Genomic DNA, 23,384 nt, shown 5'->3' on the forward strand with positions numbered 1-23,384 from the left:
TTATTGGAAGGTGATTTGGAACTTGTTCAACGTTCCCACTTTGCCACCAAAGTGATCTTTAATGTCAAGACGCCACTCCCCTTCAGTCGCTGATGGGTCAATGTCATTCAAAGTGAACTTCACTTTATAACTTTGGTTACGATCGTAACGGTTGACTTGTTTCAGCATCCAGTAACTTTTATCGGGGGCATGCAGAATAAGGCTCAGATCGCCACGGTATTGATGAGTAATATCAATGTCAACTTGCGCAGTGGTCGATTGCTGAGCACTCACTTTGATCGGTAAAGTCAAGGTTTTTTTATCTGGTAACGCGAGTGGGACTTTTACCGCAAAGACTTTATTCGCATTGTCTGTGGGCTCTGCTCCTCCTAGGGTTCCTTCATCATTAGGTGTAGCCGTGCTGTTATAAGCCTTGGCAATATGCGGCGAAGTAAGGCCAATCGCGCGCACAGAGTTGGCGTAATCTTTCACACCACAGGGTGTGCCTTCACACTGTAAATCTGGGCTAGAAAACTTATAACTGCGCCCTACGCCAAATAAGTGTGGGTATGCCATGATGGTGGCAAATTGGTTTTTCACACCATAACCATAAGCATCCACCGCAGTTCCATTGCTGAGATGAGGGAGCCCTTTGTACTGTTCGTGGGCATGGTTCAGACCGAAATTATGTCCTAATTCATGGATAAAGGTTTCCGCTCCACACTCATTTAAATAGCTATGGCTGTACATGCGCTTCTTAGCATGTTGCGGATAGTTCCACTCCGAGGGAGCTACAATCCAAGCTACACCGCAGCTCATTGAGTAACGACCGTTCGAGAAACGCTCATAATCGGGCGAGTTATTGACATCAAGGTAACGGAAAATGGCCACCATATCCGCACCAACCTTTTGACGATAAGCTTCAACATCCGCAAAAGCAGGGTCGATTCGATTAAATGGAGTAGCAGCATTTAACACTTGATCCAGAGATTTTTTTTGTCCCGGTTGCGTGTCGTAGTTGACCTCTTTGGTCGCCGCCAAGTTCACTTGAATATCCAAGCCACTGTCTTTCAACACTTTATTGGCCACATTCACGCTGTGCTGCATTTGAGCGACATGCTCTTGTTTAAACCCTTTTGCGGTATCTGGGGTGTATAAGCCTAACACATCAATTTGGGTTGTTGCCCAAATTGCGGGTGAGCAAAACCCGACACTTATGGCCAGTGCCAATGACGCCTTTTTCATAATAACTCCTAGTTTTTGTGTAAATGCGCAATACGCGCAAGGTTAATGAGCGCGATCGTGTAATGTCGGATCGTGCTCGAAGCCATGGCTATCTGGGACTTGGTACACCCATGCTTGATGTCCAGTCCCTTCTATTTTGATGGAGCCTTGCGGGTGGCCGATAAACCCCATGATTGAATTCTGGCCAAACGTAAACGTGACCGGAAAAGTGCTGCCTTGCGTTTCAAAGTTTCCAGCCCACGTTTGTACGCCTTGGGTTTGAGTGCGTGATTCATCAATCAAGACTTGAATGCTTTCCCCATTCGGAAGCAACAATGTGGCGGAATCCCCCTCCATTAACACGCGAAACTGTTCGATGTTCTCAAATTCAATCGCTTGAATATCCGTGACGGCTTGGCTCTTCGGCTTCAGATCAGCCAGTTCAGGCGTTGGGTTGATGGGTAACCAGACTTGCTCTACGTTTTGTGGCTCGGTTACTCGAGGATCTTCATCTTGCCTCTCCAGCTCTTCCATCAAATTCACAGCCTTACTTTCCGTTGACTCAACCTCAACAACAGAATGATCATGCACCGATAACTCAACCTCAGGTACAGGTTTAGGAGTCATGACGTGTTCTTGCCTTTCATCAGGCAAGTCATAGTGAGGGGTTTGTGAATAGGTAAAATAGAGTAAGGAAATACCTAAAAAAAATAGAATAACAAACGATAAAAAAAAATAGCCTCGATGCCTTCATTTGATACACACCTATGATGAATAATTTTTATGTTTATAAATAAAAATGCCATAGGATCACAACCTATACTGTGTGATGCTGTGCCAAAAATAAAAATCAATATTGTAAAATTAAATAAATCACTGAATGGTGATCAAATTTTACCAACACCTGCATTTATCATAAATTATTCCATGACATGGATTTTAATATTTCATGACATTATTAAAACAATTTAGATTAGGCAAATAAAAAGCCTGCAAATGAAATTGCAGGCTAGAAAGAGTTAATTCGTTACTTAATTACTTTCTAAAAGTAGTTCTCGTTCATTTTCGACGACTTGATCTATCCACCGATATAACCCGTTCGCCACGACTCTACCCGAGTTGGTCAAGCCGTAATAAACCGTTACAGGTATGGTAGGCTGCTGCTCACGCCATACCCAGCCAATCTCTTCAAGCATTTTCAACCTGTGGCTTAACATTTTTGCTGAAATGCCACTCAATGAATATTGAAGTTCTCCAAAACGAGCAGACTCCGACGAGTCTAAATACCAAAGTATATGCGTGACCCACTTGGCTGATATTCTTTCCAACTGTTGCAATGCGACGGTATCATTAATAGGTATTCTTGAAGATATTATTTTTACGTCCACGTAATATTCTCTATTTCTTGCTGTGTTTGACTTATCATCATAACATTTGAATAGATTCATTCAAATTATTAACCCACAATGATTAACTTACTATTTGTAAGTAAGTTAATCATTTTTTACCTATTCTTTCTTAAGCAAAAAATAATTGCTTTGCTTAGGACGCTTAGTTTCATATTAAATGCAATCCATGAAACATATTCGCAACAAAAACCATGTTGATGGCTAAATCTTAATCTAACTTTTGTTCTGTTTTTCTGAATAACAAAATTTGGACATTGTCATTCCTCTCTGCCATTAATCCTTTGTTTACACTCTTTTTATTCCTACTCAAGCATGGTTAGATAAGAGGCATTACTCTCGGCAAAGGTTCTGTAACTGATGAAGATTGTTATTCTGCACGGTTTGTATATGCATGGGTTGGTGATGCAACCACTCGCGCAGCGCCTCAATAAACTCGGATATCAGACAGAAGTGATCAGCTACAACACTTTAGCCATCGATGATGAGAAAGTGTTTCAGGCTATCGATCGCGCACTGGCAAATGATCGCATCAACGTGTTGGTGGGGCATAGCTTAGGTGGGTTGATGATCAAACACTACCTACGCTCTCGCCATCCTTCACCCAATGTGATTTCCCATGTGGTTGCTTTAGGCTCACCACTCAAAGGAGCATCGATTGTCGCTAAAATCCAGCAGCTAGGGCTTGGTGCCATGTTAGGTAACGCTCATCTGTATGGTTTGCAGTTGCATCAAGATAGCTGGAACTTGCCACAATTGCTGGGCTCTATAGCAGGGACGTTACGTATCGGATTTCGTCCTATTTTACTCGGTGGATCAGGGCTGTGTGATGGTACTGTCACCGTTGCAGAGACTCAAATCTCAGGAATGACAGATCATATTCTGCTGCATCAAAGCCATACTGGATTGGTCTATAGTCATCAAACCGCTCATCAAATTGACTACTTCATTCGCCACAATCAATTTCAGCATAAAAAAATCCCCGAATGAGATGATAAGGCTCTATTCGGGGGAGCCAGGTGAATAATGCTTTTGGCAAAAGAACCACTCTCAACGCATGGATAGAAGAAGAAAGTGGTTGGTCACAGCGGTTCTGTGACAGACAATCTATCACTCACTCTGGCATTTCGCAGGTTGTTTATCCCAATTGGTTTAATAGCTTAATCCGATGACTCATTATCAATAGATTGAATATAAAGTGCTTTTTGATTAAGCAAACAGTCGACTACTTTAAAACGTGCCGCTTTGACTAAATTGGCTAAGGTTTGCCGAGACACCTGCATTTGCAATGCCGCTTGCTGTTGCTGTAAGCCGAGCTGATCAACCAATCTCAATGCTTCAAGCTCATCGGGCGCAAGTTGAGTACTTTCGAGCTGACTTAACGGCATCCCGTTAGGTTTAAAAACACGATGCGGGTGGGTGACACCCAATTCGGCGTGGAATTTTAGGACGAGCCACGAGAAAGATTCCTTTTGCTATTCACCGAGCTATTGAAAAGCAAATACGGAGGGAATTCAACTGACAAAGCACCGCACAAACACAGAGGCCGCAATAACGCGACCTCAAATTTACATCTTTAATCAACTTAGCGAGATTCTAATGGGTAAGAGCGATAGCTCCACATGCCGTAAGTACGCAGCGCATCGCGGTAAATCCCTAGCAGTTCACTACTCGAAGCCTTTTCAAGCTCATTTAAAGGTTTGTCAGGATAGGAAATGGTATCGAAAGTAATACCTTTCGGACCTGTTTGCCAACTCGCAATTTCAAACAAGGCTTGCCCGCGACGAACATGGCTTGCCGAGCTGATGATGGTCGCATGCTTAATACCATGACGAGCTAAGGCGTAGCTACTGAACAAGGCGTTATCTACTGTACTCGTCGCGTAGTTTTCCTCAATAATTCGTGCTGCACTCACTCCGCGCTCGATCAACCAATCCGCCATCAATTTCCCTTCGGTTTTATGGTTTTGCGGTACGCCGCCGGTCAAAATGATCACGGCGTCAGGGTTTGCTTTCGCCATTTCAAGTGTAGTTTCCAAGCGTTTGATCAAAACTTCATGCATTGAACCATCGGGATTCAGTGCATAGCCCAAGGTAACTATCGCACCATCTTTACCTAGTTTTTGGGTCGCTTCTGCTTTCAACGGCGTTGCCACGATTCGGTCAACCGTATCCAAAATACGTTGCAAATCTGCCGCTCGTCCTACATTTAAAGATTGCACCGCTTTAACGTGTTTCTGGTAATCCGCATCATTGCCTTTAAATTTTTGCCATACTGCAAGATAAGTGTGCAGATCAACGTCATCCGGCGCGACACTGAGCGCTTGGTTGAACAGTTCAATCGCTTGATCAACATTCTTGTTGTAAATCTGCGCATTCGCAGCAGAAATCAGTAAGTCGGTGCGATAAGGCTCCAGTTGATAAGCTTCAAGCAGGCGCTGAGTCACAATTTCCATGTTGCTCGGCATTTTGGCCGTAAATCCAGCATGAGAGACTCGCGCTGGAGACTTAAATGCAGTTAATGCCTCTTCGAGAAGTTGATCCACCACCTGGCGTTGGGTAACAAACTGACTGTATTCCACACTCGGCTTAGCTACATTCTCCTTCGCCACTACCGAGTAAGGTAGGGAAAAAGCCACGACACTGGTGATAGCAAGGGTAAGTAGTTTTTTATTCATTATGATGATTTCCTTATTTAGAGCAGCAAAAAAAAGAATTTATGAATTCACCACCAAACAAACCGTGACTTATTTCGCATAGTAAAAATTCATTATTGATAAACAAATCTAATATTGGCGGAGCTCTCATTTTCTTGTTGACTTCACGCCTCTATGCTTCACCTTTGAGGCAATCGCTTGATTACCTCACTTTGTGCGCTAATCGACATACGCCATTTCCGACAATCTAATTGATTTGCTGATTGCATATTTTCTCTTTGTAGCCGAGAGTGAGTGCTCTTTAGATTGAGGGAGAGAGGTATGTCGTTAGCGAACTTGCTGCAACTGTTATGTTTAGCTGCGATTTGGGGGGGATCATTTCTTTTTATGCGAATTGCTGCCCACAGCTTTGGTCCTGCTTACCTGATAGAAGCTCGCGTAGGATTTGCCGCGCTCAGTCTCTTTTTGGTGGCACAGCTATTCAGGCGATCGCTGCCGATACGCCAGCATTGGTCGCATTTTTTAATCTTGGGTTTAATCAATACCGCCGTTCCCTTTTTACTCTTCGCTTATGCGGCGTTAACACTGAATGTTTCAACACTTTCCATACTCAATTCCACGGCTCCCATTTGGGGAGCCGTGATTGGCTTTCTCTGGCATGGTACCCCCCTCTCCCGTAAAGCGGTTGCTGGACTTCTGTTAGGCGTAAGCGGTGTGGCTGTGATTGTAGGATGGGATATGGTGGCGATGGGTAATCAAGCTGTGCTGCCGATGATATGTGCCGCGCTCGCCGCAGCCAGTTACGGCTTAGCCACCAACTACACCAAACAAGCACCACAAGTCACTGCTTTTGAAAATGCCCATGGCAGTATGTGGGCGGCTTGTTTATGGGTTGCCCCATTGATGTGGTTTATACCTCTAAATGAAATGCCTTCCAACCTTGAATGGGGAGCGGTGATATTGCTTGGAGTCATATGTACTGGGTTGGCCTACTTGATCTATTTCCGTTTGGTGAAAGCGATTGGCGCTGCATCAACGCTTTCCGTCACCTTCCTCATCCCCGTTTTTGGCATCTTGTGGGGCTACTGGATCCTCGATGAACCGATAGGGCTCAACACCCTGTTCGGTACTTTATTAGTCTTGGCAGGTACCATGTTGGTTACCGGTTTTTCTCTACGTAGCGCCCTATTTTCACGCCAGCCACAGCCGCATTAACCCTCTTCAACAACGCCATTTTCACCCGATGAGAATGGCGTTTTTTGTTGCATATTCAAATTTATATGTTGAATTTGATAAGAAAGACAAGATTTAAAGCTAAAACTTTGTTACCAAATACGACAAAAACCAGCCATTTAAGTGATAAAGATCACAACCAAACAGCGAGATTTGCTTTTTATTTTCGAGTTTTTGATTACGCCTGCTAACCTCCGGCTCGCTTTGCAATGATGTCAGAGCGAAAAACTATAAGGAGTGTTCTGGATGAATACCAAAAAACCGTTATCGCTCACCGCTAAGGTCATCCTTGGTATGGTAGCCGGTATTTTGACTGGATTTGCGATTCGCGCCCTGTTTGCAGGAAATGGATTTGTAGACGCATATATCGTTAATGGACTGTTTGATGTTGGCGGCAAGATTTTTATCGCCAGCTTGAAAATGTTAGTCGTGCCACTGGTGTTTGTTTCACTGGTATGTGGTACGAGCTCACTCAAAGATCTCTCCACATTGGGCAGAATGGGCAGTAAAACCTTAGGTTTTTATCTCGCCACCACCGCGATTGCCATCACTCTTGCACTCACTATGGGCAGCTTATTTCAACCGGGAGCAGGGGCAGATTTAACCGCCGCCAGCAATTTTACCTCGGCGGAAGCCCCGTCTCTGGGTAAAGTGATTGTGGATATGTTCCCAACTAACCCAATCAGTGCAATGGCGCAAGGCAATACCTTGCAGATCATTATCTTTGCCGTTCTGTTTGGTGTGGCGATCAGTGCTGCTGGCAAACCCGGAGAGCGTATTGCTCAGGTGTTCAATGATCTCAATGAAGTGATCATGAAGCTGGTTGCGATGCTAATGCACTTGGCGCCTTACGGCGTATTTTTCTTGATGGCCAAGCTCTTCACCGGACTCGGACTGGGGGCAATTTTGAATTTAGCGGAATACTTTGTGGTGCTGGCGGGGACTTTGTTACTGCATGCCTTCGTCACCTATGGGTTAATGCTGAAAACCTTTGCAGGCCTGAACCCAATGGTGTTTTTCCGCAAAATGGAAGATGCGATTATGTTTGCATTTTCGACCGCGTCATCCAATGCCACCATTCCTGTCACCATGGAAACGGTGAAAAACCGTTTGGGCGTCGATAACAAAGTGGCTTCTTTCACCGTACCACTTGGTGCAACGGTGAACATGGATGGTACTGCGATCATGCAAGGTGTCGCGACCGCGTTTATTGCGCAGGCCTTTAACATCGACCTCACCATGACCGATTACCTGATGGTGATTCTGACCGCGACACTGGCTTCTGTCGGCACCGCGGGTGTGCCTGGCGTTGGCTTAGTTATGCTCGCCATGGTACTTAACCAAGTGGGTCTGCCACTGGAAGGGATTGCGCTTATTATGGGTGTCGACCGCCTACTGGATATGATCCGCACTGCGGTGAATATCACTGGCGATGCCTGTGTCTCTTGTATTGTGGCGAAATCTGAAAACGCCTTGGATGAAGCACGTTTTGCCGATCCAAAAGCGGGTGAAAAAGAAGAAGCGGTTCACTTATCTCAAGCTCAGTAAACTTAGCGACTTCACTGAATGTAACGTAGAAAAGGCCTCGCACTGTGCGAGGCCTTTTCTATTTTAGCGAGGAGATTATACCCAAACTACTTGGAGTTACAGGTAGGCGGCAAGTGAGTTCATCCCCATGAACATAGATACACTATGTGATTGGGGTGAACGAACGTAGCCAACACCGCTGCAGCTTCAAGTAGGAAGGGTATAGCTGATTATAAAAACAGGTTCATTACCCACATCGCACCAAACGCGTTCAATACTGAAATACCAATCATCACCGGGATGTAGCGCCCTTCAGTACCAATGGGACCAAGAATACGGCCGATGTATTGCACTTGTGAGCCCATCAGATAGATAGCAGGAGCCAAAATTGCGATGTGCGTACCGTTCAAAATCCCTTGGTCAAACAAAGTGATCACGACACCCACAGCGCCGCCCATCGACATCCATGCACCAATCAGCACCGCAGCCGCTTCACCCGGCAATCCAAAGACCGCCATCACTGGAGAAAATACTGTCCCCATCAGCTCCAACGCGCCGGTAATTTGCAACGCTTTGATGATCACAAACGCCATCAATACATTAGGTACAGTTGAAGTCGTGGCAATTACCCAGCCTTTCTTCGCCCCTTCGACAAAAATATCCGTCACCATTGGTTTTTTCATATTGACGTTACTCATCGGGTCGCTTCCTCTAGTTGGGTCTCTGGGTTAGATGATTCTTCTTTGCCTTCCGTAAGATTTAGATAGAGACGGAACAGGTTGGCACCGACAATTTTAAAGATAAACATCACACCAACCGCAAGACCGATAGAAGAAGTGACCGCCGCGGAACCATCCGCTAACGTGAGCGTAAACAGCACCGCACCCGATGAGAAAAAGTTAACTATGGTGGCACCTGCAGAGAATTGGAACATGGTAAACACATCCGCTTCACGCTTAGTCATATGCCCTTCATCTTTGAGCTGACGAGTCATCGCCGCACCCGCATCCGTACTTTGCAGTGAAGCAATTAATGCCAAGCCAGTATTACCCGGAATTCCCATGATTGGGCGAAGTAGAGGGGTCAATAGCTTACGTGCCGCATCAAGCGCACCGTAATGCTCCAGCACATTGATCATGCCTAGTGCAAACATCACGGTTGGAATTAAGGTCAGTGCGAAAAGAAAACCATCACGCGCACCGCTACCGCCTTGACCACGCAAAGAGGTGGTCGCCACTTGTAGGCCGTCGGCCGTTTCACTCACGTTGTAAGCAACCTTGCCAAAGGCACCGTTTAACGTGGTGAAATCAAATACTCCATACCACTGGTTGGATTGCAGCAAGCCAGAAAAAAAGACTACGGCGAAAGCTAACGCAATGTAGCATCCCCAAGTCACTTTTCGCTCCTGCGCTGTCGATTGACTCATAATTACCTCTATGAAGTTAGAACAGATTTAGCATCATGGTGCACGGATTGCGTGCTAGAGATAATGATCGAGGTCAATGAGTCGATGAAACTAATCTCACAATGAAAAATAAAATTTTATTTTGTTAAAACAATACGAGAAAGCATGATGAATTAATTTATTTCAGCCCAAAACCACAACAAACCACTTCACGCCATCTATGGCATACACCCCTTTTCTAATGTTAAGCAAGTCGCACCTTCCTAAAAATTGATGAATAAACAACCATTTCTAAGCTAAGTCACAACTTCAAATTCCGCATAGGTCTACTCTTTCTCAGGACTTTCTCCCATCACCACCTTGCACACTTGAAGTCTCTCTTCAAGAAAAGGGGATATCAACAGGAGCTTTGTTATGACGGGCCGGATCGCACTATTTTTTCTTACGCTTTTTTCGCCACTCAGTTTAGCATCTACCCCAGATGGACAAGCTTTAGATTTCACCCATTCGACGATCGGCTATGCCGCACTCCTCATTTTCGCCATTGCTTATACCTTGGTGATGCTGGAAGAGTATCTACATCTGCGTAAATCGAAACCGGTATTGCTGGCTGCGGGGCTGATTTGGGCCATGATTGGCTATGTTTACCAACAAACAGGCTCGACCGAGATAGCGCGTCAGGCGTTAGAACACAATTTGCTTGAATACGCCGAGCTGCTGCTGTTTTTATTGGTCGCCATGACCTACATCAGTGCGATGGAAGAGCGGCGTCTGTTTGATGCACTCAAAGCGTGGATGATCAACAGAGGCTTTAATTTTCACACTCTATTTTGGATAACGGGTTGGCTGGCGTTTTTCATTTCCCCGATTGCCGATAACCTGACCACGGCATTATTGATGTGTGCCGTGGTACTGAAAGTCGGAGGCGAAAACCCTAAATTCGTCAGTTTAGCTTGCATTAATATCGTGATTGCGGCCAACGCGGGGGGAGCCTTCAGTCCCTTTGGCGATATCACCACTCTTATGGTATGGCAGGCTGGGCATGTTAGCTTCCTTGAGTTTATGGATCTGTTTATCCCATCATTAGCCAACTATCTGGTGCCTGCCTTGATCATGTCGCTCTTTGTCCCGCATCAAACGCCGTCCAGTATCCAAGAAGTGGTCGAGCTGAAACGCGGAGCAAAACGCATCGTCGTTCTGTTTCTCTTTACCATCCTCTCGGCCATCGGTTTCCATGCATTTTTCCACTTCCCGCCAGTGATCGGCATGATGATGGGACTTGCCTATTTGCAGTTTTTTGGCTATTTCCTACGCAAAACGCTGGCCAGTTCACTGGCTAAGAAAACAGCGATTGCCATGGCAAAGAATGATGAAGCAGCACTTAAACGTATTGGCTCTGTGGTGCCTTTTGATGTCTTTCGCAGCATTTCTCACGCCGAATGGGACACCTTGCTGTTTTTCTATGGGGTCGTGATGTGTGTCGGAGGCTTGAGCTTACTCGGCTATCTAGGTTTAGTATCGGAAATCCTCTATACCGAATGGAACCCCATCTGGGCTAACGTACTGGTTGGGCTGCTTTCTTCGGTGGTCGATAACATTCCTGTGATGTTTGCTGTACTGTCGATGCAGCCCGAGATGTCTCTCGGCAACTGGTTACTGGTCACTCTCACCGCAGGAGTCGGCGGCAGTTTGCTATCGATTGGCTCTGCAGCAGGTGTGGCGCTCATGGGTGCGGCTCATGGCAAATACACGTTCTTGAGCCACTTGAAATGGACTCCCGTCATTCTGCTTGGTTATGTGGTCAGTATCGTGTTGCATTTGCTGCTCAATCATCAATCATTCACATAACATGTCTGATTGAAGCTGCTACCCGCGTCAAATGGTTCCAAAGAAACCACCTCTCTACGTTTGACTCATTGAGTGTTGCTGGCTGACGCATTTTGCGGTTCTGCGTTCAACTTGACCCAGTTATTACTGAGATGGAACATGGCACAAGCGCTGCAAGTGAGGACTTCACCTTGTCCATGAATGGTCATGACCAAATCATCACGTTTTTCTTTGGAGTTATTACGGATCTGGATCCGTAATGTTTTGCCATCAACGCTAAATGGGCGCTCCCATTTTTGCTGCGCCGAATGCATGTACACGACGCCCTGCCTAAACTCCAACACATCTTTGTTGTGCGGATTATCATACAGACCATTAAAGGCCAAGGTTTCGCGGTTCACAAAGTTTTCCAGCTCCTCTTGAAAACAGCCGCTTAATAGCAATACGCTCAAAATGAGAATGATGGGTTTCAAGTTGGCCACGTTCATAATCTTATCCTTATCTTCGTTGCTCCAACTCCAGCAGGAAGGCTTTACGTTCTAAACCACCCGCATATCCGGTCAGTTGGCCATTTTTTCCAACGACGCGATGGCAAGGCACAATGATCGAAATCGGGTTCTTACCATTCGCTAGTCCAACGGCTCTTACTGCCTTAGGGTTGCCTATTGCTTCTGCCAGTTGTTGATAGCTCCATATTTCCCCATAAGGGATCTTGCATAGTGCGTGCCAAACCGACTGCTGAAATGCCGTGCCGCTGGCGGCCAACGGTAGCTCGAATTGAGTGCGCTGACCTGAAAAATACTCATCCAGTTGGCGTATCGTTTTGTTAAGTATAGGACATTCTTTCACATAGTCGCCCAAATGCTCAGGTTGAGTCATTTGGGTAGCAAACCATACGCCTAATAAGCCTTGAGAGCTCGCTTGTAAGGTCATTGGCCCGAGGGGGGATGAGTAGTAAGTAAAATGGCTCATTTAGTGGCTCCAGCAATGAAAAGTGGCATAACTGCCCCAAGGGGCGACCGATTCGGCAGTTAACTGAGGAAATTTCGCCAGTGCTTTTTTCACGATCAAATCTCCGGTTAGAAAACAGTGGCTACGTGATTCACCGCGCAATTGCGCGTAGTCGACGGTCCAAGGACCAATCCCACTTAGCGATAACCACGCCATTGGTGAATCCATAGGATGCAACCGGACGTAGTCCGCCAAACGTTTTAAGGTTTCCTTACGCCTTTCCGGCATACGTAAAAAGCTTAAGTCGCTCATTTGCACTTGTTCTGGGGTTGGGAAATAACGCATTGACCCTTCGCTCGCCGCCAGCGTGGACACTAACAAGTTCAATTGTCCAATTGCGGCTTTGACTGAAACTTGTTGACCGAGCACTGCACGCACTCCCGCTTCCCATGCATTCCATACCCCGGGGATACGGATCCCGGTGCGCCGTACCAATCCCGGAGCTAACTGCTCTAAATAAGCCTCAATACTGATCAGGTCTGCATCGAGATCAAACATTCGTCGCAGCCGAGCGACTAAGTGGCGAAGATCACTCAAACGCTCCATCTCAAACTCAATATCCAAATGCGACTGTGCCATGCTCGCCTTAAACCATCCTTTACCTTCACCAAGGATAAAATAACGTTGATAACTCTGTTCATCGACCTGTTCCATGCCTTCAATCGCTCGCAGACGATAAAAATCCAACATATGCGCCCAGTCAAAAGGGCCGCGAAAAGCTAAGCTCAGATGATTTCGAGAAGGAAGGGCGGCTCGTTCTCGCCGAACTTGGGTCGGCGTCAACCGAAATAATTTTTGGAACGCATCATTAAAACGGCGGGTGCTCTGAAATCCACTGGCGTAAGCCACTTCGGTAATCGAAATTTGGCTCGTATGCAGTAATTGTTTGGCAAACATGAGCTGCTGGATCTGCGCATATTGTTTAGGCGGCATCCCTAAATGGCGCTGAAAAAGCTGGCGCAGATAACGGTCACTGATACCTAAGCGTGAGGCTAAAGTCTCTAAACTGCCGTCCAGCTCTCCCTGCTCAATCAGAGTCAAGGCACGTAGAAATGTGGTTTCGGCTCCTTTCCACGCCCATGAATGGGGAGCGCTTTCTGGCCGGCAGCGCAAACAAGGTCGATAGCCCGCCGATACCGCTAACGCTTGCGAGGAAAAATACTCAACATTCTCTTCTTTCGGTAGGTTGGCTGGGCAAATCGGGCGGCAAAAAATCCCTGTGGTTTTAACCGCAACAAAAAAACGCCCATCAAACCGTGGATCTCGGCTCATCCGAGCGCGTTGGCACACCTCTGCGGATAATTCATTAAGCAATGTCATCCAAGCCTCCTGCTCGCTTTTTTGTTCAGTCTACCCAGTTCCGCTGTCTAGACTAGCCATTTTCGGAACAGAATGCAGAGACTAAGCCGCAAAAGTTTCTTCAATAATTATGAACAAGAACGTCAGCCTAATGGGATTCTCTGCGCAAGGCTCATCCCATAAACTTCATTTCATCAAACATACAGACCATTTGAGTCGTTCGAAAATTTCAACCCAGTCTATCACCGTATAGCCTGAGTCAACCGAGAGGATTTATTGATGAATACTTTATTAAAAACTGCTCTAACTTCACCAAGTTCATGGGCTCCCCTAGCACTGCGCCTTCCCCTAGCCATCATTTTTATGGCGCACGGTGCACAAAAGTTGTTTGGTTGGTTCGGCGGTTACGGCCTTGAAGGCACAGGTCAATGGATGGCTTCGATTGGCTTAGAGCCTGGCGTAGCGATGGCATTTCTGGCCGGAAGTGGGGAGTTTTTTGGCGGATTAGCCATTTTGCTAGGTCTGCTGACACGTCCTGCCGCACTGGTACTCTCCGTCACCATGCTGGTCGCGATTTTTAGCGTGCACTTTAGCCACGGCTTATTCTTAAGCAACGGCGGTTACGAGTTTGGCTTGGCTCTGTTGGCAGGCTCTGTTTCACTGCTGATTTCAGGTGCAGGTCGTCTGAGCCTCGATAATCTGCTACTAAAGCGTCTGGCATAAGTCACTTCAGGCAGAAAGGGGGGAATCGTGTTAAACGATTCCCTCCTTTCTCGTACCTACGACTTAATCAGTACTCAATCACACGGCTTCCACTTTGCCCACCGTACGCACCACACTGAAAGGATCTAACGTTTTCATCAACTTCTCCACCTGCACTATCGCCTCAATGGAAGAGCTGTTTTTGCGATAGCTCAGATAAAGTGGGCGCTGCCAATCATTTACTTCGGACACACGATGTAATTGACCTGCATCCAATAAGGGTTGCACCATGGTTTGCGGTAAGTAAGCGCTGCCCCCTTTCTCCAAAATGAAATCTAACGCAATTCTTGCCGTCGACGTTCTTAAAAAAGGCGCTGGCGCTTTAGGGTGGCGGTCGGCATGCTCTGAAGCAAAACGCGCGCCCCAATCGACATAAACGTAGCGATTTTCAAACACGCTATCGGCATCGTCAGGCTTGGTTGATACCAACACGAGAACCAAATCAGCCACTTTTTTGCATTGCAATTCTTCGGCTTTGATCGGATCCAGAGCGAAAGCCATATCCAAAGTACGCTCTAGCAAGCCGCGATTGAGTTGCTCTCGCCCCATCACTTCCGCCAAAAAGCCATAGCCTTCAAATGTATCGGTGATGCGGCTTAAACAGTGCTGTAAGTAAGCATCCCAAATGTTTGGCGTACCGCCTAATGTGAGCTGCAAAGCCTTACCGCTTTCAAGTGATAATTCAAATTTCGCCTGCTGCAGCGTTGCAACCATGACCTCGGCATACCCCACCAAACGCTCGCCTGCTGAGGTCAATTTGATGTTGTTACGGTCACGGGTAAACAACTGAGCATCGAAATGATTTTCAAGTTGCTTGATGCGCGCACTCACCGCCGCTTGCGTCAAATACAGATTTTCAGCAGCACGACCAAAATGGCGAACTTTGGCCAGTTCAAGAAAGGTGCGAAAGACTTTTACGTCCATATAGTTTCCTCTGATGTTACCCGTGAAGATTAACAAGTAAGAAGTATTATGACGATAAAAAATTTTTGTTTTTCTTTTCCGAAGATTACGCCTAACTTTCGCCGTGACCCACGGCTACAAGGTGGTTGAACATATTCACACGAGGTTGACATGTCTGAGACAGCATTTCGTCAAGGAAAAAAAACGTTTTTTCGATACTAAGAAGTTCCCAAGAGGCTTTGCTAAATCTGGAGACTTTACTCTAGCAGAAGAGGATATCCTAACTCGGTATGGCGACACTATGCTCGGTTTGGAGAGTGGTGAGCTACAGCCCGAAAATGCCGATGAAGAACATTTTCTAAAAGTGCTCGCAAACCCAGAGTTAGCAGAAAACAAATTAGACAAAGCTTGGTTGAAATACACCCGTCTGGCTCGTGGCCGCAAGCGTTTCCATACCTTGAATGGCCGCAACAAGCCTGATGGCGTTGAAGATTACACCGACGACGAACCAAGCTTGACTGAGGAAGATTAATCTTTCCTTCGGGCTACATAAATCATTTGTAGCCCTCTGACATGGATGGACGACTATTGGCGTCCTTTGGGAGGAAAGATGCCCAACCCAGTTTCTAACGTTTATTCTCTTGAAGAGATGTTATCGCTGATCCAGCGAGAGCAGCCTTTCGCCGGAGAGCTCGAATCTGCTGGCTGTTTTATCAAGATAGAAGACTATCTGCCCGTGGTTTGTACTGCTATCCATGCAGGAAGCCGTTTACGCGAAGATTTGCTCAAACAGTGCCAACTGAGCAAAACGGAACGTAATCTTGAAGAAGCACCTTATACCGATCAATTTATTGCCTCCCAGCCCATCACTTTGTGTGGCCTCGATTCTCGCTTCGAGTACGATCTGAACCGCGCGAAAACCCTCAGTACCCGCTATAAATCTGCCTGGAATCGCCCTTTGAGCGATAAACAGCGTACAGAGAGCCATCGTAAGCACAGCGAGTTTTATCAACTCTATGAGGCGTTAATCCGCAAACTTGAAGCGATGCATGGCATGGTGATTGTGTTTGATATGTACGCTTACAACTATAAACAGCTGGGTGATAAACCCACTCCAGTGTTTAACGTAGGTACCGCACAAATCGACATGCAACGTTGGGGCTCCGTGGTGAAGCGTTTCTGTGCTGAACTGAGTAAAATTCAGCTACCGCACATCGAAAATAGCACCGAAATCAACGCGGTATTTGAAGGCCGTGGCTATTTAATTGCCCATACCAACGCTCATTTTGACCGAACGTTAGTACTCCCCACCGAAGTAAAAAAAGTCTTCATGGAGGAGGATACTGGCACTGTCTATCCCTTGGTGTTAAACGCGCTGTGTAGCGGCCTTAAAGGTGCATTGAGCCAAACCAGTGCCTATTTTCAGCGTCGTCATAATCGTCGCCGAATAAGCAAAGCGAAAATGCTTGGCTCATCGATTGAACCAGCGATTTTGAGTATTGATGATGCGCTGTCCAAACTGACGCGCAAAGTTGAGACACTTAAATACGTCAACCCAACCAATATCAATATTGAGCAAAAGCGTTTTGAAGCGGCACCGAGTCGCTACAAACCCGAGTTTCGCTACAAACAGTTACCCATCAATGCCAATGAATTTAAACAGCAACTGTATCAATTGCCAATCGAGACCATTTCCGATCCTGATTTGAAACAGTTGTACGGCTCGATGGTCGATAAACTGAGCGAAAAAATCGACTTGCTCACCAGCATAGGTCAGGAATCCTTCCTGTATAACTCGCTGCGTTTTTATGGCCGACCGAATCGTACCGCGATAGAAAACGCGAAATTTCTACTCTACGCCAAGACGTTACCGGAAGAGAAAGGCGAGCTGTATAACGCGGATCAAGCCGCTGAAATCATGCTCAAAAAAGCACAGGAATGGGGTATGCATTGCCATATTACACCCACCGCATCACTGGCAGCGCGGGCTATGGTGAGTGGCAAAAAGCCTCCAACCTTATATCTCAATAGCAAGGTGATGTACTCACATGCAGAGATACAGCGCCTAATTCAGCATGAAATTGGCGTTCATCTCGCCACTACCTTTAACGGCCGCATGCAGCCTTTGCGCGTGTTTTCGATTGGTTTACCCGGCGCAACAGAGTCACAAGAAGGGTTAGCCATTTTGGCGGAATACAAAGCGGGTTATATGTCGCATGAGCGACTCAAAACCTTGGCAACGCGAGTGTTGGCGGTCGATTCCATGCTTAAAGAGCACAATTTCTACCAAACCTTCAGCTACTTAACCGAAGAGTATGGTGTCGATCGAGAAAGCGCCTTTGTGACCACCACACGGGTATATCGCGGCGGAGGTTTCACCAAAGATCACCTTTATCTCGAAGGGTTTATCAATACCTTACAGCAAGCGCAAAAGCGCAGTTTAGATAATCTATTGGTCGGGAAATGTAGCTATCAATATCTTGATTTAATTGATGAACTGGTCGAGCGCGGTTGGCTGATTAAACCCCAATTCCGTTTCGATGATTTAGGCAGCGAGCCAGAGCCCACCCTCAAATATTTGATTGAGTCGCTACGCCACTAACTCACTCGATGCAATAGGATCTTTCTCCTAAAGCCCTGACGCAGGCCACTGCTCAGGGCTTTTTTAGGGAGATGAATCAGCACTATATCCAAATGACTTAAAACATCAGGTAAAAATATCCTGTTTTATTTCGCCAACATGCTCAGTTTTTTCAGAAAACTGTCACGTAAGTGCTCCTGCTCATAGGCCAAATGGTAGGTATTGTGGAAGCCAATTTTCAGCTCAACTCCATTACCACGCATGAAAATGTTGTAGCCATCATAATCCGCATACGCTTCAATCCCTTCATAGATCTTGCCGAACTCGGTAGGTGAGCCATTTGCCATTACCGTTTCATACGCCGATAAGACTTTGCTCGGTTCCAGTTCATTTTTCATGATCTTGTTCCTCGACATGTGCCCATAATCAGTATTGGCAGTTAGACGCCAGCTTGCCAGTTTATGATCTGCGCTAGCGCAAAAAACCACTTAATTTTGGCCATAAATTTTTTGTAATCCGTTATATTGGCTGGAACTTACTTTGATAGTATACGGCTCTAAATTGCCGAACATACACTCAATTTAAGCCTATTGGCTGGTCGCTTTTATCAAGAGTATAATTTTTTGACCTAAAACAATGGCGGTTCAAACTTACTTATTTTATAATGCAAATTAACATAAACCCAATCTACTTTGTTTGCGCCATTGCATTCAGTAGGAAGGGAAAGCAGGCATCATAAATTCAAATCTAGGGGCAATACATGAGACTTATCCCACTGAAAGCGGCAGCACAAGTTGGTAAATGGGCAGCTGCACACATTGTTAAGCGTATCAACGAGTTTCAACCAACGGCTGAACGTCCTTTTGTATTGGGACTCCCTACTGGTGGTACGCCACTAGCGACTTATAAAGCGCTGATCGAAATGCATAAAGCGGGTGAAGTGAGCTTCAAACACGTCGTCACTTTCAACATGGATGAGTATGTTGGCCTCGCCGCAGACCACCCTGAGTCTTATCGCTCATTTATGTACAACAACTTCTTCAATCACATTGATATTCAAGAAGAAAACATCAATCTGCTGAACGGCAATACTGATGATCACGAAGCAGAATGCAAACGCTACGAAGACAAGATCAAGTCATACGGCAAGATCAACCTATTCATGGGTGGTGTAGGTAATGATGGCCATATCGCCTTCAATGAACCAGCGTCTTCTCTTTCTTCACGCACTCGCATCAAAACCCTGACCGAAGATACTCGTATCGCTAACTCACGTTTCTTTGATGGTGATATCAACCAAGTACCTAAGTATGCACTGACTATCGGTGTGGGCACTTTGTTGGATGCACAAGAGATCATGATTCTGGTGACTGGCCACAACAAGGCGCTGGCGCTGCAAGCGGCAGTTGAAGGTAGCGTAAACCACCTATGGACGGTGTCTGCACTGCAACTGCACCCTAAAGCCGTGATCGTGTGTGATGAACCGTCAACCCAAGAGCTGAAAGTGAAAACCGTTAAATATTTCACTGAGTTAGAAGCCAAAAACATCGTAGGCTTCTAAGATAAATCTCAATCAAGCTAATAAAAACGCCCCGATATTCGGGGCGTTTTTATTGCTATCTCTGCTCAACCGACTGCGAGTTGCGACTCAAGTAAGAAGAGCCTCGATAGAAGTAGAGTCTTTTCCTCATTATCTTTTGTCAAACGGGAGGCTATCGATTGGGCCTTGTGAGAAATCCAATCGCTCACTGGTAGCATGAGACACGTCATTGAGAGCATTAGGTTCAATTAAATCAATTAAAGACTCGGCTTCTTGTTCTGCCACCGGATCCACGACATGCTTCGTCGGGATGGGGATTTGGCGTTTATACAGTTTATTCAGCGCACGAATCATCGAATGTTTAGTCACCGAACTGGTGGCTAATTTACGTTGCAGCGGTTTGGCCAAGGCTTGTAAACCGACAATCGATTCCACTCCGAGCTTACCACCCACCAAATCACGCAGATTTTTCGCAGGCTCATACCCCATAGAAGCCGAAAGGAACAACCAAATATACGCAATTGCTTTACCGTGAGCACCACGGTCAATCCACGCTTCACCGGCATGATACATGGCTTCAGGGTGCCCTTTTTCTGAGGCACGCTCTAACCAGTAACACGCCATCGGGAAATCACTGGCCCCACCAATGCCGTGCAACAGATTTTGTCCCAACTTCATCATGCCTTCGGCACTTCCCATATGGGCAGCTTTGCTGTACCAGAAGGTAGAATCGGCAGGCGTTGGAGCAATGTTATCTTTCGAAACACACCACCCTCCCATAAACAATATTGCATCAATGAAATTGGCCTCTGCCGCCTCTTGAATTAACCCGATACCTTTCGAAACGTTAACTTCGATTCCTCGCCCGTAAAGCCATGCTACGCCAGTTTCAAATTTGGCGGCCAGATCGCCTTCTAAACCGCGCACACACGTTTGCCAAAACTTTGCCTTCTCTTTCGCAATCACATCTTCACGGATACGTTGGCAAACACGCACAATGCCGTACATGGCTGGGATATTGTCGAGATGGGCGGCTTTTTCATACCAAAACAAGGCTTCTTTTAAGCTGTTGCGTTCCGCTTCTTTGGCTAAAAACAAAATGGTTGGAATGTGTCCTGATTCAGCTTTAAACAATCTTTCTTTACGTTCTTGCTCTCGGTTGCGCTCTAAGGCTTTGCGATACGCTTCTTCTCTGGCTCTGCGTTCTGCTTCTAACCGCTTACGTCTTACGGATAACACAATCATCCAGACGAAGATCAGGATAAGTGTTAGCCCGGTAGCGCCAATCGCAATTCCGATAATATTCATAGTTTCTCTAACTGGGTCACTGCATTTGCCATCAACGATTGAAGGCAGGCAAAACTAAACGATGATTGAATTGTACTGTACATCCAACGTAGAAACTATGTGCGATAAAAAATGGGTGGAGATCCTCCACCCATTTTTGTTGGTCGGTCTGATTATTTGCGAACGTTAACCGCTTTCACAAACACTTCTTGGGCGCCTTCAATTCCCAGTGCTTTCGCTTCATCTAACAGACTCAGCGCCTTAGGTAAATCATTCGCTTGTACGGCTCGTTCTATGGAAGAGAAGTAATAGGTTTGCGTATCTGGCTGAACCTGAATTTGAGTTTTCGCAGCATCCGTTGATGTCGCGGATTGGCGATCTTCACTGCGTACAAAGGACAAGAAAGAAGGCCCAGACACATCCAGTTCAATCGTTCCAGTTAAGGTATGCGGTACAGGAATATCTTTCACTTCAGGTAGATAGTTTCCCCGAGCCTCGGCATCAATCCTCGCGGGATGAGCAACATATGTGACGCCTTGTAAATCTTGCTGTTTGGTATAAACCAAAACAAACAGCGATTTGTAACCTTGTGGCGGATAAAAATCCAACTCCGCGACTAAGCGATTCCCTAAATGTAAACGGGGTTTACGGTACTCAAAGGTCGTCTCTTCGTAGGATTCCACGACTTGACCTTGAGCATCGACAATCATCACATGCGGGTAAAACACCGAATCACCAATTTCACTGGTGATCGTCAATGTCATTTGGCCACGATCTGCGGGGATCTCAAACAATGCGACAGGGCTTGCAATCACCTGATTGCGCAAATACTGCGTTTCCTTGGTCAACGCCATCTTAGTCGTGCTAGGCAACTTCACTTTCGTCGCTTGCAATTGACCAATCTGCTGAACCTCCTGCCCTGCATTAGATTTTACTTGCTCAACGACAGTTGCACTCTGACAACCGGCTAATGCAATGCATCCCCCGAGTAATAAGGCTCTAAACATCATAACAACTCCTTTTTTATCATTTTTTTAAAGACTCTCATCAAACCTACTGGCAAGAAACTAGAACTGTACAAATTTGTGCGTTAGCCCCGAACTAGGTGGTCTTGTCGCTTCACTTTTGAGGTGATATGAGCCTTGAAAAAAATAGCCGATCTGCATCGGCTATTTGAATTATGGACAATAAATTTTAAAAATCAGTGGATTAATTACCACCAAGCTTCAACTTGAATACCCATCACGAAATCTGAATCACCTTTGTTACCAAAAGTCGTACCTTCATGATCCGTCAGGTATGAGCCGTAAACACGCAGTTCAGGACGAGCCCAGAAGCTGTTACCCATTGCCCAAGCTTGAGCAACGGTGAACTTGCTGTATTCGAAATCTTCGCCTTTGTCGTTGTCACCGCTGTTGTAACCGGCTTCAAACACAGTGCGCATAGTGTCGTTCCACTTGTACATTGGACGAACAACTACTGAGTACTGATCGATATCTGCTTTAGCAGTACCAATGTCAGAGCCTGATAGATAAGCCAATTGATGGCCCATTTCCCACGCTTCACCAAGGTTAATCACACCCCAGTTCAATAGACGGAAACCGTTCGCATCATTGTTGTCTGCAGAGCCGCGACCATAGTAAGTACCCGCCCCCCAGAAATTAGCCACTTGAGCGCCGTAACCTGCAGTACCGTATTGGAATACAGTTTGGTTAAAACCATTGCTCAGACCTTGATGCAGAATCGCCGTACCCATTACACCGTCATCAGCCAGTTCAGTTTTACCATCTTTCTCAGTGGCGAAGTTGTATGCCACTGCTAATTCAAGAGTCGCGTTTTCCCACAGACCGATATTCGCTAGGCGAGCATCAAAAATGTAACCGGAAGAATTGGTATTATCGCCATCTTGAACCAAAGCGACTGACAGTTTTTGATTACCGACAGACAGATTTTCAATACCACCACCAGTACCAGATGTGTTTAGGAAGTAGAAATCCGTGATGTGAATATCTTTACGTTGGTAGTAACGCTTACCCGCCCACATCACCGCTTCCTGATCAGATGCAAGTAAACCTTTAGCCTGAACGTTGAACTGTGCTACGTTAAAATCGCCATCTTCCCAGCCATTTGCGCCGTTATTGCCTTGCGCAATCATTGACTCCACTTTCCACGTTTGTTCACCGGTTTTCAGCTCTTCTGAAAAACCAAACTCATAGTAGTTGTCGTTTTCGTTACCAAGACGACCAACACCCGCTTTTTGAAACGCAATGTCCGCATTGCCGTTACCACTAATTCCAGTACCTGCGCGGAAGTAGCCATTGAAATCGACAGCGAAAGCAGAACCAGCTGCGAGCGTCGCGGCCACTGCGGCAGCAATTACACTTACTTTTTTCATCGTTAACTCCATTTAGGGTTTTTATTTTGGATTCTTGACCCTCTTTTCTGTCGAGCCCCCAAAGGCAGAAAGTTGGCAGCATAAAAAGAGAGGTAAGATGGGAACGAGTCCCCAGTTGTTTCAACTGTGGTGAGATTACGTGAGGAGGATAAAAGGCACTTCCTCCACCCCATTTTTATTTGGGGGGGAGGAGAAAGGATGAGAAAAATTACAGTATGTTGTTTTTAAAACTTAGATCACGTTATTTGGGGGGAGTAGGTTAGCCACTTTCTAAATAAACCAATACAAAGTGTCTAAACGATCACTATTCAGCCCAATTTCCACGTTCAATATGAAAGAAAATTACAGA

20 protein-coding genes and 3 pseudogenes are annotated in these 23,384 nt (G+C 46.0%); 8 read left to right on the forward strand and 15 right to left on the reverse strand.

The window, feature by feature from the left end; genetic code table 11:
- The 3 genes and pseudogenes from CEQ48_RS02200 to CEQ48_RS02215 form a co-directional block, all read right to left on the reverse strand.
- Positions 1–1,224, reverse strand: coding sequence for a zinc-dependent metalloprotease family protein (locus CEQ48_RS02200; RefSeq protein ID WP_089070057.1), 1,224 nt, complete (start codon positions 1,222–1,224; stop codon positions 1–3).
- 42 nt (positions 1,225–1,266) lie between these two features.
- Positions 1,267–1,957 (reverse strand): annotated as a pseudogene (locus CEQ48_RS02205) (protease inhibitor BamI-like protein).
- 277 nt (positions 1,958–2,234) lie between these two features.
- Positions 2,235–2,591, reverse strand: a complete 357-nt coding sequence (locus tag CEQ48_RS02215) for a winged helix-turn-helix transcriptional regulator (RefSeq protein WP_001887716.1) — start codon at positions 2,589–2,591, stop codon at positions 2,235–2,237.
- 378 nt (positions 2,592–2,969) lie between these two features.
- On the opposite strand from CEQ48_RS02215, the gene CEQ48_RS02220 reads away from it, so the two are divergent.
- Positions 2,970–3,599: an esterase/lipase family protein gene (locus tag CEQ48_RS02220; RefSeq protein ID WP_089070060.1), complete on the forward strand. Its 630-nt coding sequence runs from the start codon at positions 2,970–2,972 to the stop codon at positions 3,597–3,599.
- A 170-nt stretch (positions 3,600–3,769) separates the two neighbouring features.
- Here the strand turns inward: CEQ48_RS02220 and CEQ48_RS20370 are convergent.
- Positions 3,770–4,067: pseudogene (locus CEQ48_RS20370) on the reverse strand (DUF134 domain-containing protein).
- 127 nt (positions 4,068–4,194) lie between these two features.
- Positions 4,195–5,286 carry an ElyC/SanA/YdcF family protein gene (locus CEQ48_RS02230; RefSeq protein ID WP_089070061.1) on the reverse strand — a complete coding sequence of 364 codons (1,092 nt, stop codon included), beginning with the start codon at positions 5,284–5,286 and terminating at the stop codon, positions 4,195–4,197.
- Between the two features lie 300 nt (positions 5,287–5,586).
- On the opposite strand from CEQ48_RS02230, the gene CEQ48_RS02235 reads away from it, so the two are divergent.
- Positions 5,587–6,480 (forward strand): DMT family transporter, encoded by an 894-nt coding sequence (locus tag CEQ48_RS02235; RefSeq protein WP_089070062.1) that lies wholly within the window; start codon positions 5,587–5,589, stop codon positions 6,478–6,480.
- Between the two features lie 264 nt (positions 6,481–6,744).
- Positions 6,745–8,046, forward strand: coding sequence for a dicarboxylate/amino acid:cation symporter (locus tag CEQ48_RS02240; protein ID WP_113598062.1), 1,302 nt, complete (start codon positions 6,745–6,747; stop codon positions 8,044–8,046).
- A gap of 209 nt (positions 8,047–8,255) precedes the next feature.
- Here CEQ48_RS02240 and CEQ48_RS02250 read toward each other — a convergent pair whose 3' ends face one another.
- Positions 8,256–8,723: a YjiG family protein gene (locus CEQ48_RS02250; RefSeq protein WP_000073204.1), complete on the reverse strand. Its 468-nt coding sequence runs from the start codon at positions 8,721–8,723 to the stop codon at positions 8,256–8,258.
- Positions 8,720–9,451 (reverse strand): nucleoside recognition domain-containing protein, encoded by a 732-nt coding sequence (locus tag CEQ48_RS02255; RefSeq protein WP_000083618.1) that lies wholly within the window; start codon positions 9,449–9,451, stop codon positions 8,720–8,722. Before CEQ48_RS02255 ends, CEQ48_RS02250 begins: the two co-directional genes overlap by 4 nt.
- 393 nt (positions 9,452–9,844) lie before the next feature.
- Here CEQ48_RS02255 and nhaD point away from each other — a divergent pair, with 393 nt between their 5' ends.
- A complete protein-coding gene (nhaD, locus tag CEQ48_RS02260) occupies positions 9,845–11,278 on the forward strand; it encodes a sodium:proton antiporter NhaD (RefSeq protein ID WP_089070063.1) in 1,434 nt (477 codons plus the stop codon).
- A 65-nt stretch (positions 11,279–11,343) separates the two neighbouring features.
- Here nhaD and CEQ48_RS02265 read toward each other — a convergent pair whose 3' ends face one another.
- From CEQ48_RS02265 to CEQ48_RS02275, 3 genes are read right to left on the reverse strand one after another with little or no spacing between them, the layout of a single operon-like run.
- Positions 11,344–11,745, reverse strand: a complete 402-nt coding sequence (locus CEQ48_RS02265; RefSeq protein ID WP_001099812.1) for a hypothetical protein — start codon at positions 11,743–11,745, stop codon at positions 11,344–11,346.
- A 10-nt stretch (positions 11,746–11,755) separates the two neighbouring features.
- Positions 11,756–12,229 (reverse strand): methylated-DNA--[protein]-cysteine S-methyltransferase, encoded by a 474-nt coding sequence (locus CEQ48_RS02270; protein WP_089070064.1) that lies wholly within the window; start codon positions 12,227–12,229, stop codon positions 11,756–11,758.
- Entirely contained in the window at positions 12,230–13,588 is a 1,359-nt protein-coding gene (locus tag CEQ48_RS02275) for a DNA-3-methyladenine glycosylase 2 family protein (protein ID WP_089070065.1), read from the reverse strand.
- A 258-nt stretch (positions 13,589–13,846) separates the two neighbouring features.
- On the opposite strand from CEQ48_RS02275, the gene CEQ48_RS02280 reads away from it, so the two are divergent.
- The gene (locus CEQ48_RS02280; protein ID WP_029628525.1) at positions 13,847–14,290 is read left to right on the forward strand and encodes a DoxX family protein; all 444 of its coding nucleotides are present in this window, start codon (positions 13,847–13,849) and stop codon (positions 14,288–14,290) included.
- A gap of 78 nt (positions 14,291–14,368) precedes the next feature.
- Here the strand turns inward: CEQ48_RS02280 and CEQ48_RS02285 are convergent, their stop codons facing one another.
- Positions 14,369–15,253, reverse strand: coding sequence for a LysR family transcriptional regulator (locus tag CEQ48_RS02285; protein ID WP_000382702.1), 885 nt, complete (start codon positions 15,251–15,253; stop codon positions 14,369–14,371).
- Positions 15,254–15,403: 150 nt separating this feature from the next.
- Between CEQ48_RS02285 and CEQ48_RS02290 the strand changes: the two are divergent.
- A pseudogene (locus CEQ48_RS02290) lies at positions 15,404–15,764 on the forward strand (MaoP family protein).
- Positions 15,765–15,842: 78 nt separating this feature from the next.
- A complete protein-coding gene (locus tag CEQ48_RS02295) occupies positions 15,843–17,834 on the forward strand; it encodes a flavohemoglobin expression-modulating QEGLA motif protein (protein ID WP_001133570.1) in 1,992 nt (663 codons plus the stop codon).
- A gap of 125 nt (positions 17,835–17,959) precedes the next feature.
- Here CEQ48_RS02295 and CEQ48_RS02300 read toward each other — a convergent pair whose 3' ends face one another.
- Entirely contained in the window at positions 17,960–18,211 is a 252-nt protein-coding gene (locus CEQ48_RS02300) for a DUF3081 domain-containing protein (protein WP_089070066.1), read from the reverse strand.
- Positions 18,212–18,573: 362 nt separating this feature from the next.
- On the opposite strand from CEQ48_RS02300, the gene nagB reads away from it, so the two are divergent.
- Complete coding sequence (gene nagB / locus CEQ48_RS02305) at positions 18,574–19,374, forward strand: glucosamine-6-phosphate deaminase (RefSeq protein ID WP_001237050.1); 801 nt, start codon at positions 18,574–18,576, stop codon at positions 19,372–19,374.
- Positions 19,375–19,503: 129 nt separating this feature from the next.
- Here nagB and CEQ48_RS02310 read toward each other — a convergent pair whose 3' ends face one another.
- The 3 genes from CEQ48_RS02310 to lamB all read right to left on the reverse strand — a co-directional run bounded on the left by CEQ48_RS02310 (position 19,504) and on the right by lamB (position 23,035).
- A complete protein-coding gene (locus CEQ48_RS02310) occupies positions 19,504–20,661 on the reverse strand; it encodes a tetratricopeptide repeat protein (protein ID WP_089070067.1) in 1,158 nt (385 codons plus the stop codon).
- Positions 20,662–20,813: 152 nt separating this feature from the next.
- Positions 20,814–21,650 carry a MalM family protein gene (locus CEQ48_RS02315; RefSeq protein WP_089070068.1) on the reverse strand — a complete coding sequence of 279 codons (837 nt, stop codon included), beginning with the start codon at positions 21,648–21,650 and terminating at the stop codon, positions 20,814–20,816.
- A gap of 203 nt (positions 21,651–21,853) precedes the next feature.
- Positions 21,854–23,035: a maltoporin LamB gene (lamB, locus tag CEQ48_RS02320; protein ID WP_198301115.1), complete on the reverse strand. Its 1,182-nt coding sequence runs from the start codon at positions 23,033–23,035 to the stop codon at positions 21,854–21,856.
- Positions 23,036–23,384 lie beyond the last annotated feature (349 nt).

This window comes from Vibrio tarriae (assembly GCF_002216685.1).
GTDB lineage: Bacteria > Pseudomonadota > Gammaproteobacteria > Enterobacterales > Vibrionaceae > Vibrio > Vibrio tarriae.

Coding starts and splice junctions, on each gene's coding strand:
- CEQ48_RS02200 (WP_089070057.1), bottom strand. CDS start 1,224: ATGAAAAAGGCGTCATTGGCACTGGCCATAAGTGTCGGGTTTTGCTCA.
- CEQ48_RS02220 (WP_089070060.1), top strand. CDS start 2,970: ATGAAGATTGTTATTCTGCACGGTTTGTATATGCATGGGTTGGTGATG.
- CEQ48_RS02230 (WP_089070061.1), bottom strand. CDS start 5,286: ATGAATAAAAAACTACTTACCCTTGCTATCACCAGTGTCGTGGCTTTT.
- CEQ48_RS02235 (WP_089070062.1), top strand. CDS start 5,587: ATGTCGTTAGCGAACTTGCTGCAACTGTTATGTTTAGCTGCGATTTGG.
- CEQ48_RS02240 (WP_113598062.1), top strand. CDS start 6,745: ATGAATACCAAAAAACCGTTATCGCTCACCGCTAAGGTCATCCTTGGT.
- CEQ48_RS02250 (WP_000073204.1), bottom strand. CDS start 8,723: ATGAGTAACGTCAATATGAAAAAACCAATGGTGACGGATATTTTTGTC.
- CEQ48_RS02255 (WP_000083618.1), bottom strand. CDS start 9,451: ATGAGTCAATCGACAGCGCAGGAGCGAAAAGTGACTTGGGGATGCTAC.
- nhaD (WP_089070063.1), top strand. CDS start 9,845: ATGACGGGCCGGATCGCACTATTTTTTCTTACGCTTTTTTCGCCACTC.
- CEQ48_RS02265 (WP_001099812.1), bottom strand. CDS start 11,745: ATGAACGTGGCCAACTTGAAACCCATCATTCTCATTTTGAGCGTATTG.
- CEQ48_RS02270 (WP_089070064.1), bottom strand. CDS start 12,229: ATGAGCCATTTTACTTACTACTCATCCCCCCTCGGGCCAATGACCTTA.
- CEQ48_RS02275 (WP_089070065.1), bottom strand. CDS start 13,588: ATGACATTGCTTAATGAATTATCCGCAGAGGTGTGCCAACGCGCTCGG.
- CEQ48_RS02280 (WP_029628525.1), top strand. CDS start 13,847: ATGAATACTTTATTAAAAACTGCTCTAACTTCACCAAGTTCATGGGCT.
- CEQ48_RS02285 (WP_000382702.1), bottom strand. CDS start 15,253: ATGGACGTAAAAGTCTTTCGCACCTTTCTTGAACTGGCCAAAGTTCGC.
- CEQ48_RS02295 (WP_001133570.1), top strand. CDS start 15,843: ATGCCCAACCCAGTTTCTAACGTTTATTCTCTTGAAGAGATGTTATCG.
- CEQ48_RS02300 (WP_089070066.1), bottom strand. CDS start 18,211: ATGAAAAATGAACTGGAACCGAGCAAAGTCTTATCGGCGTATGAAACG.
- nagB (WP_001237050.1), top strand. CDS start 18,574: ATGAGACTTATCCCACTGAAAGCGGCAGCACAAGTTGGTAAATGGGCA.
- CEQ48_RS02310 (WP_089070067.1), bottom strand. CDS start 20,661: ATGAATATTATCGGAATTGCGATTGGCGCTACCGGGCTAACACTTATC.
- CEQ48_RS02315 (WP_089070068.1), bottom strand. CDS start 21,650: ATGATGTTTAGAGCCTTATTACTCGGGGGATGCATTGCATTAGCCGGT.
- lamB (WP_198301115.1), bottom strand. CDS start 23,035: ATGAAAAAAGTAAGTGTAATTGCTGCCGCAGTGGCCGCGACGCTCGCA.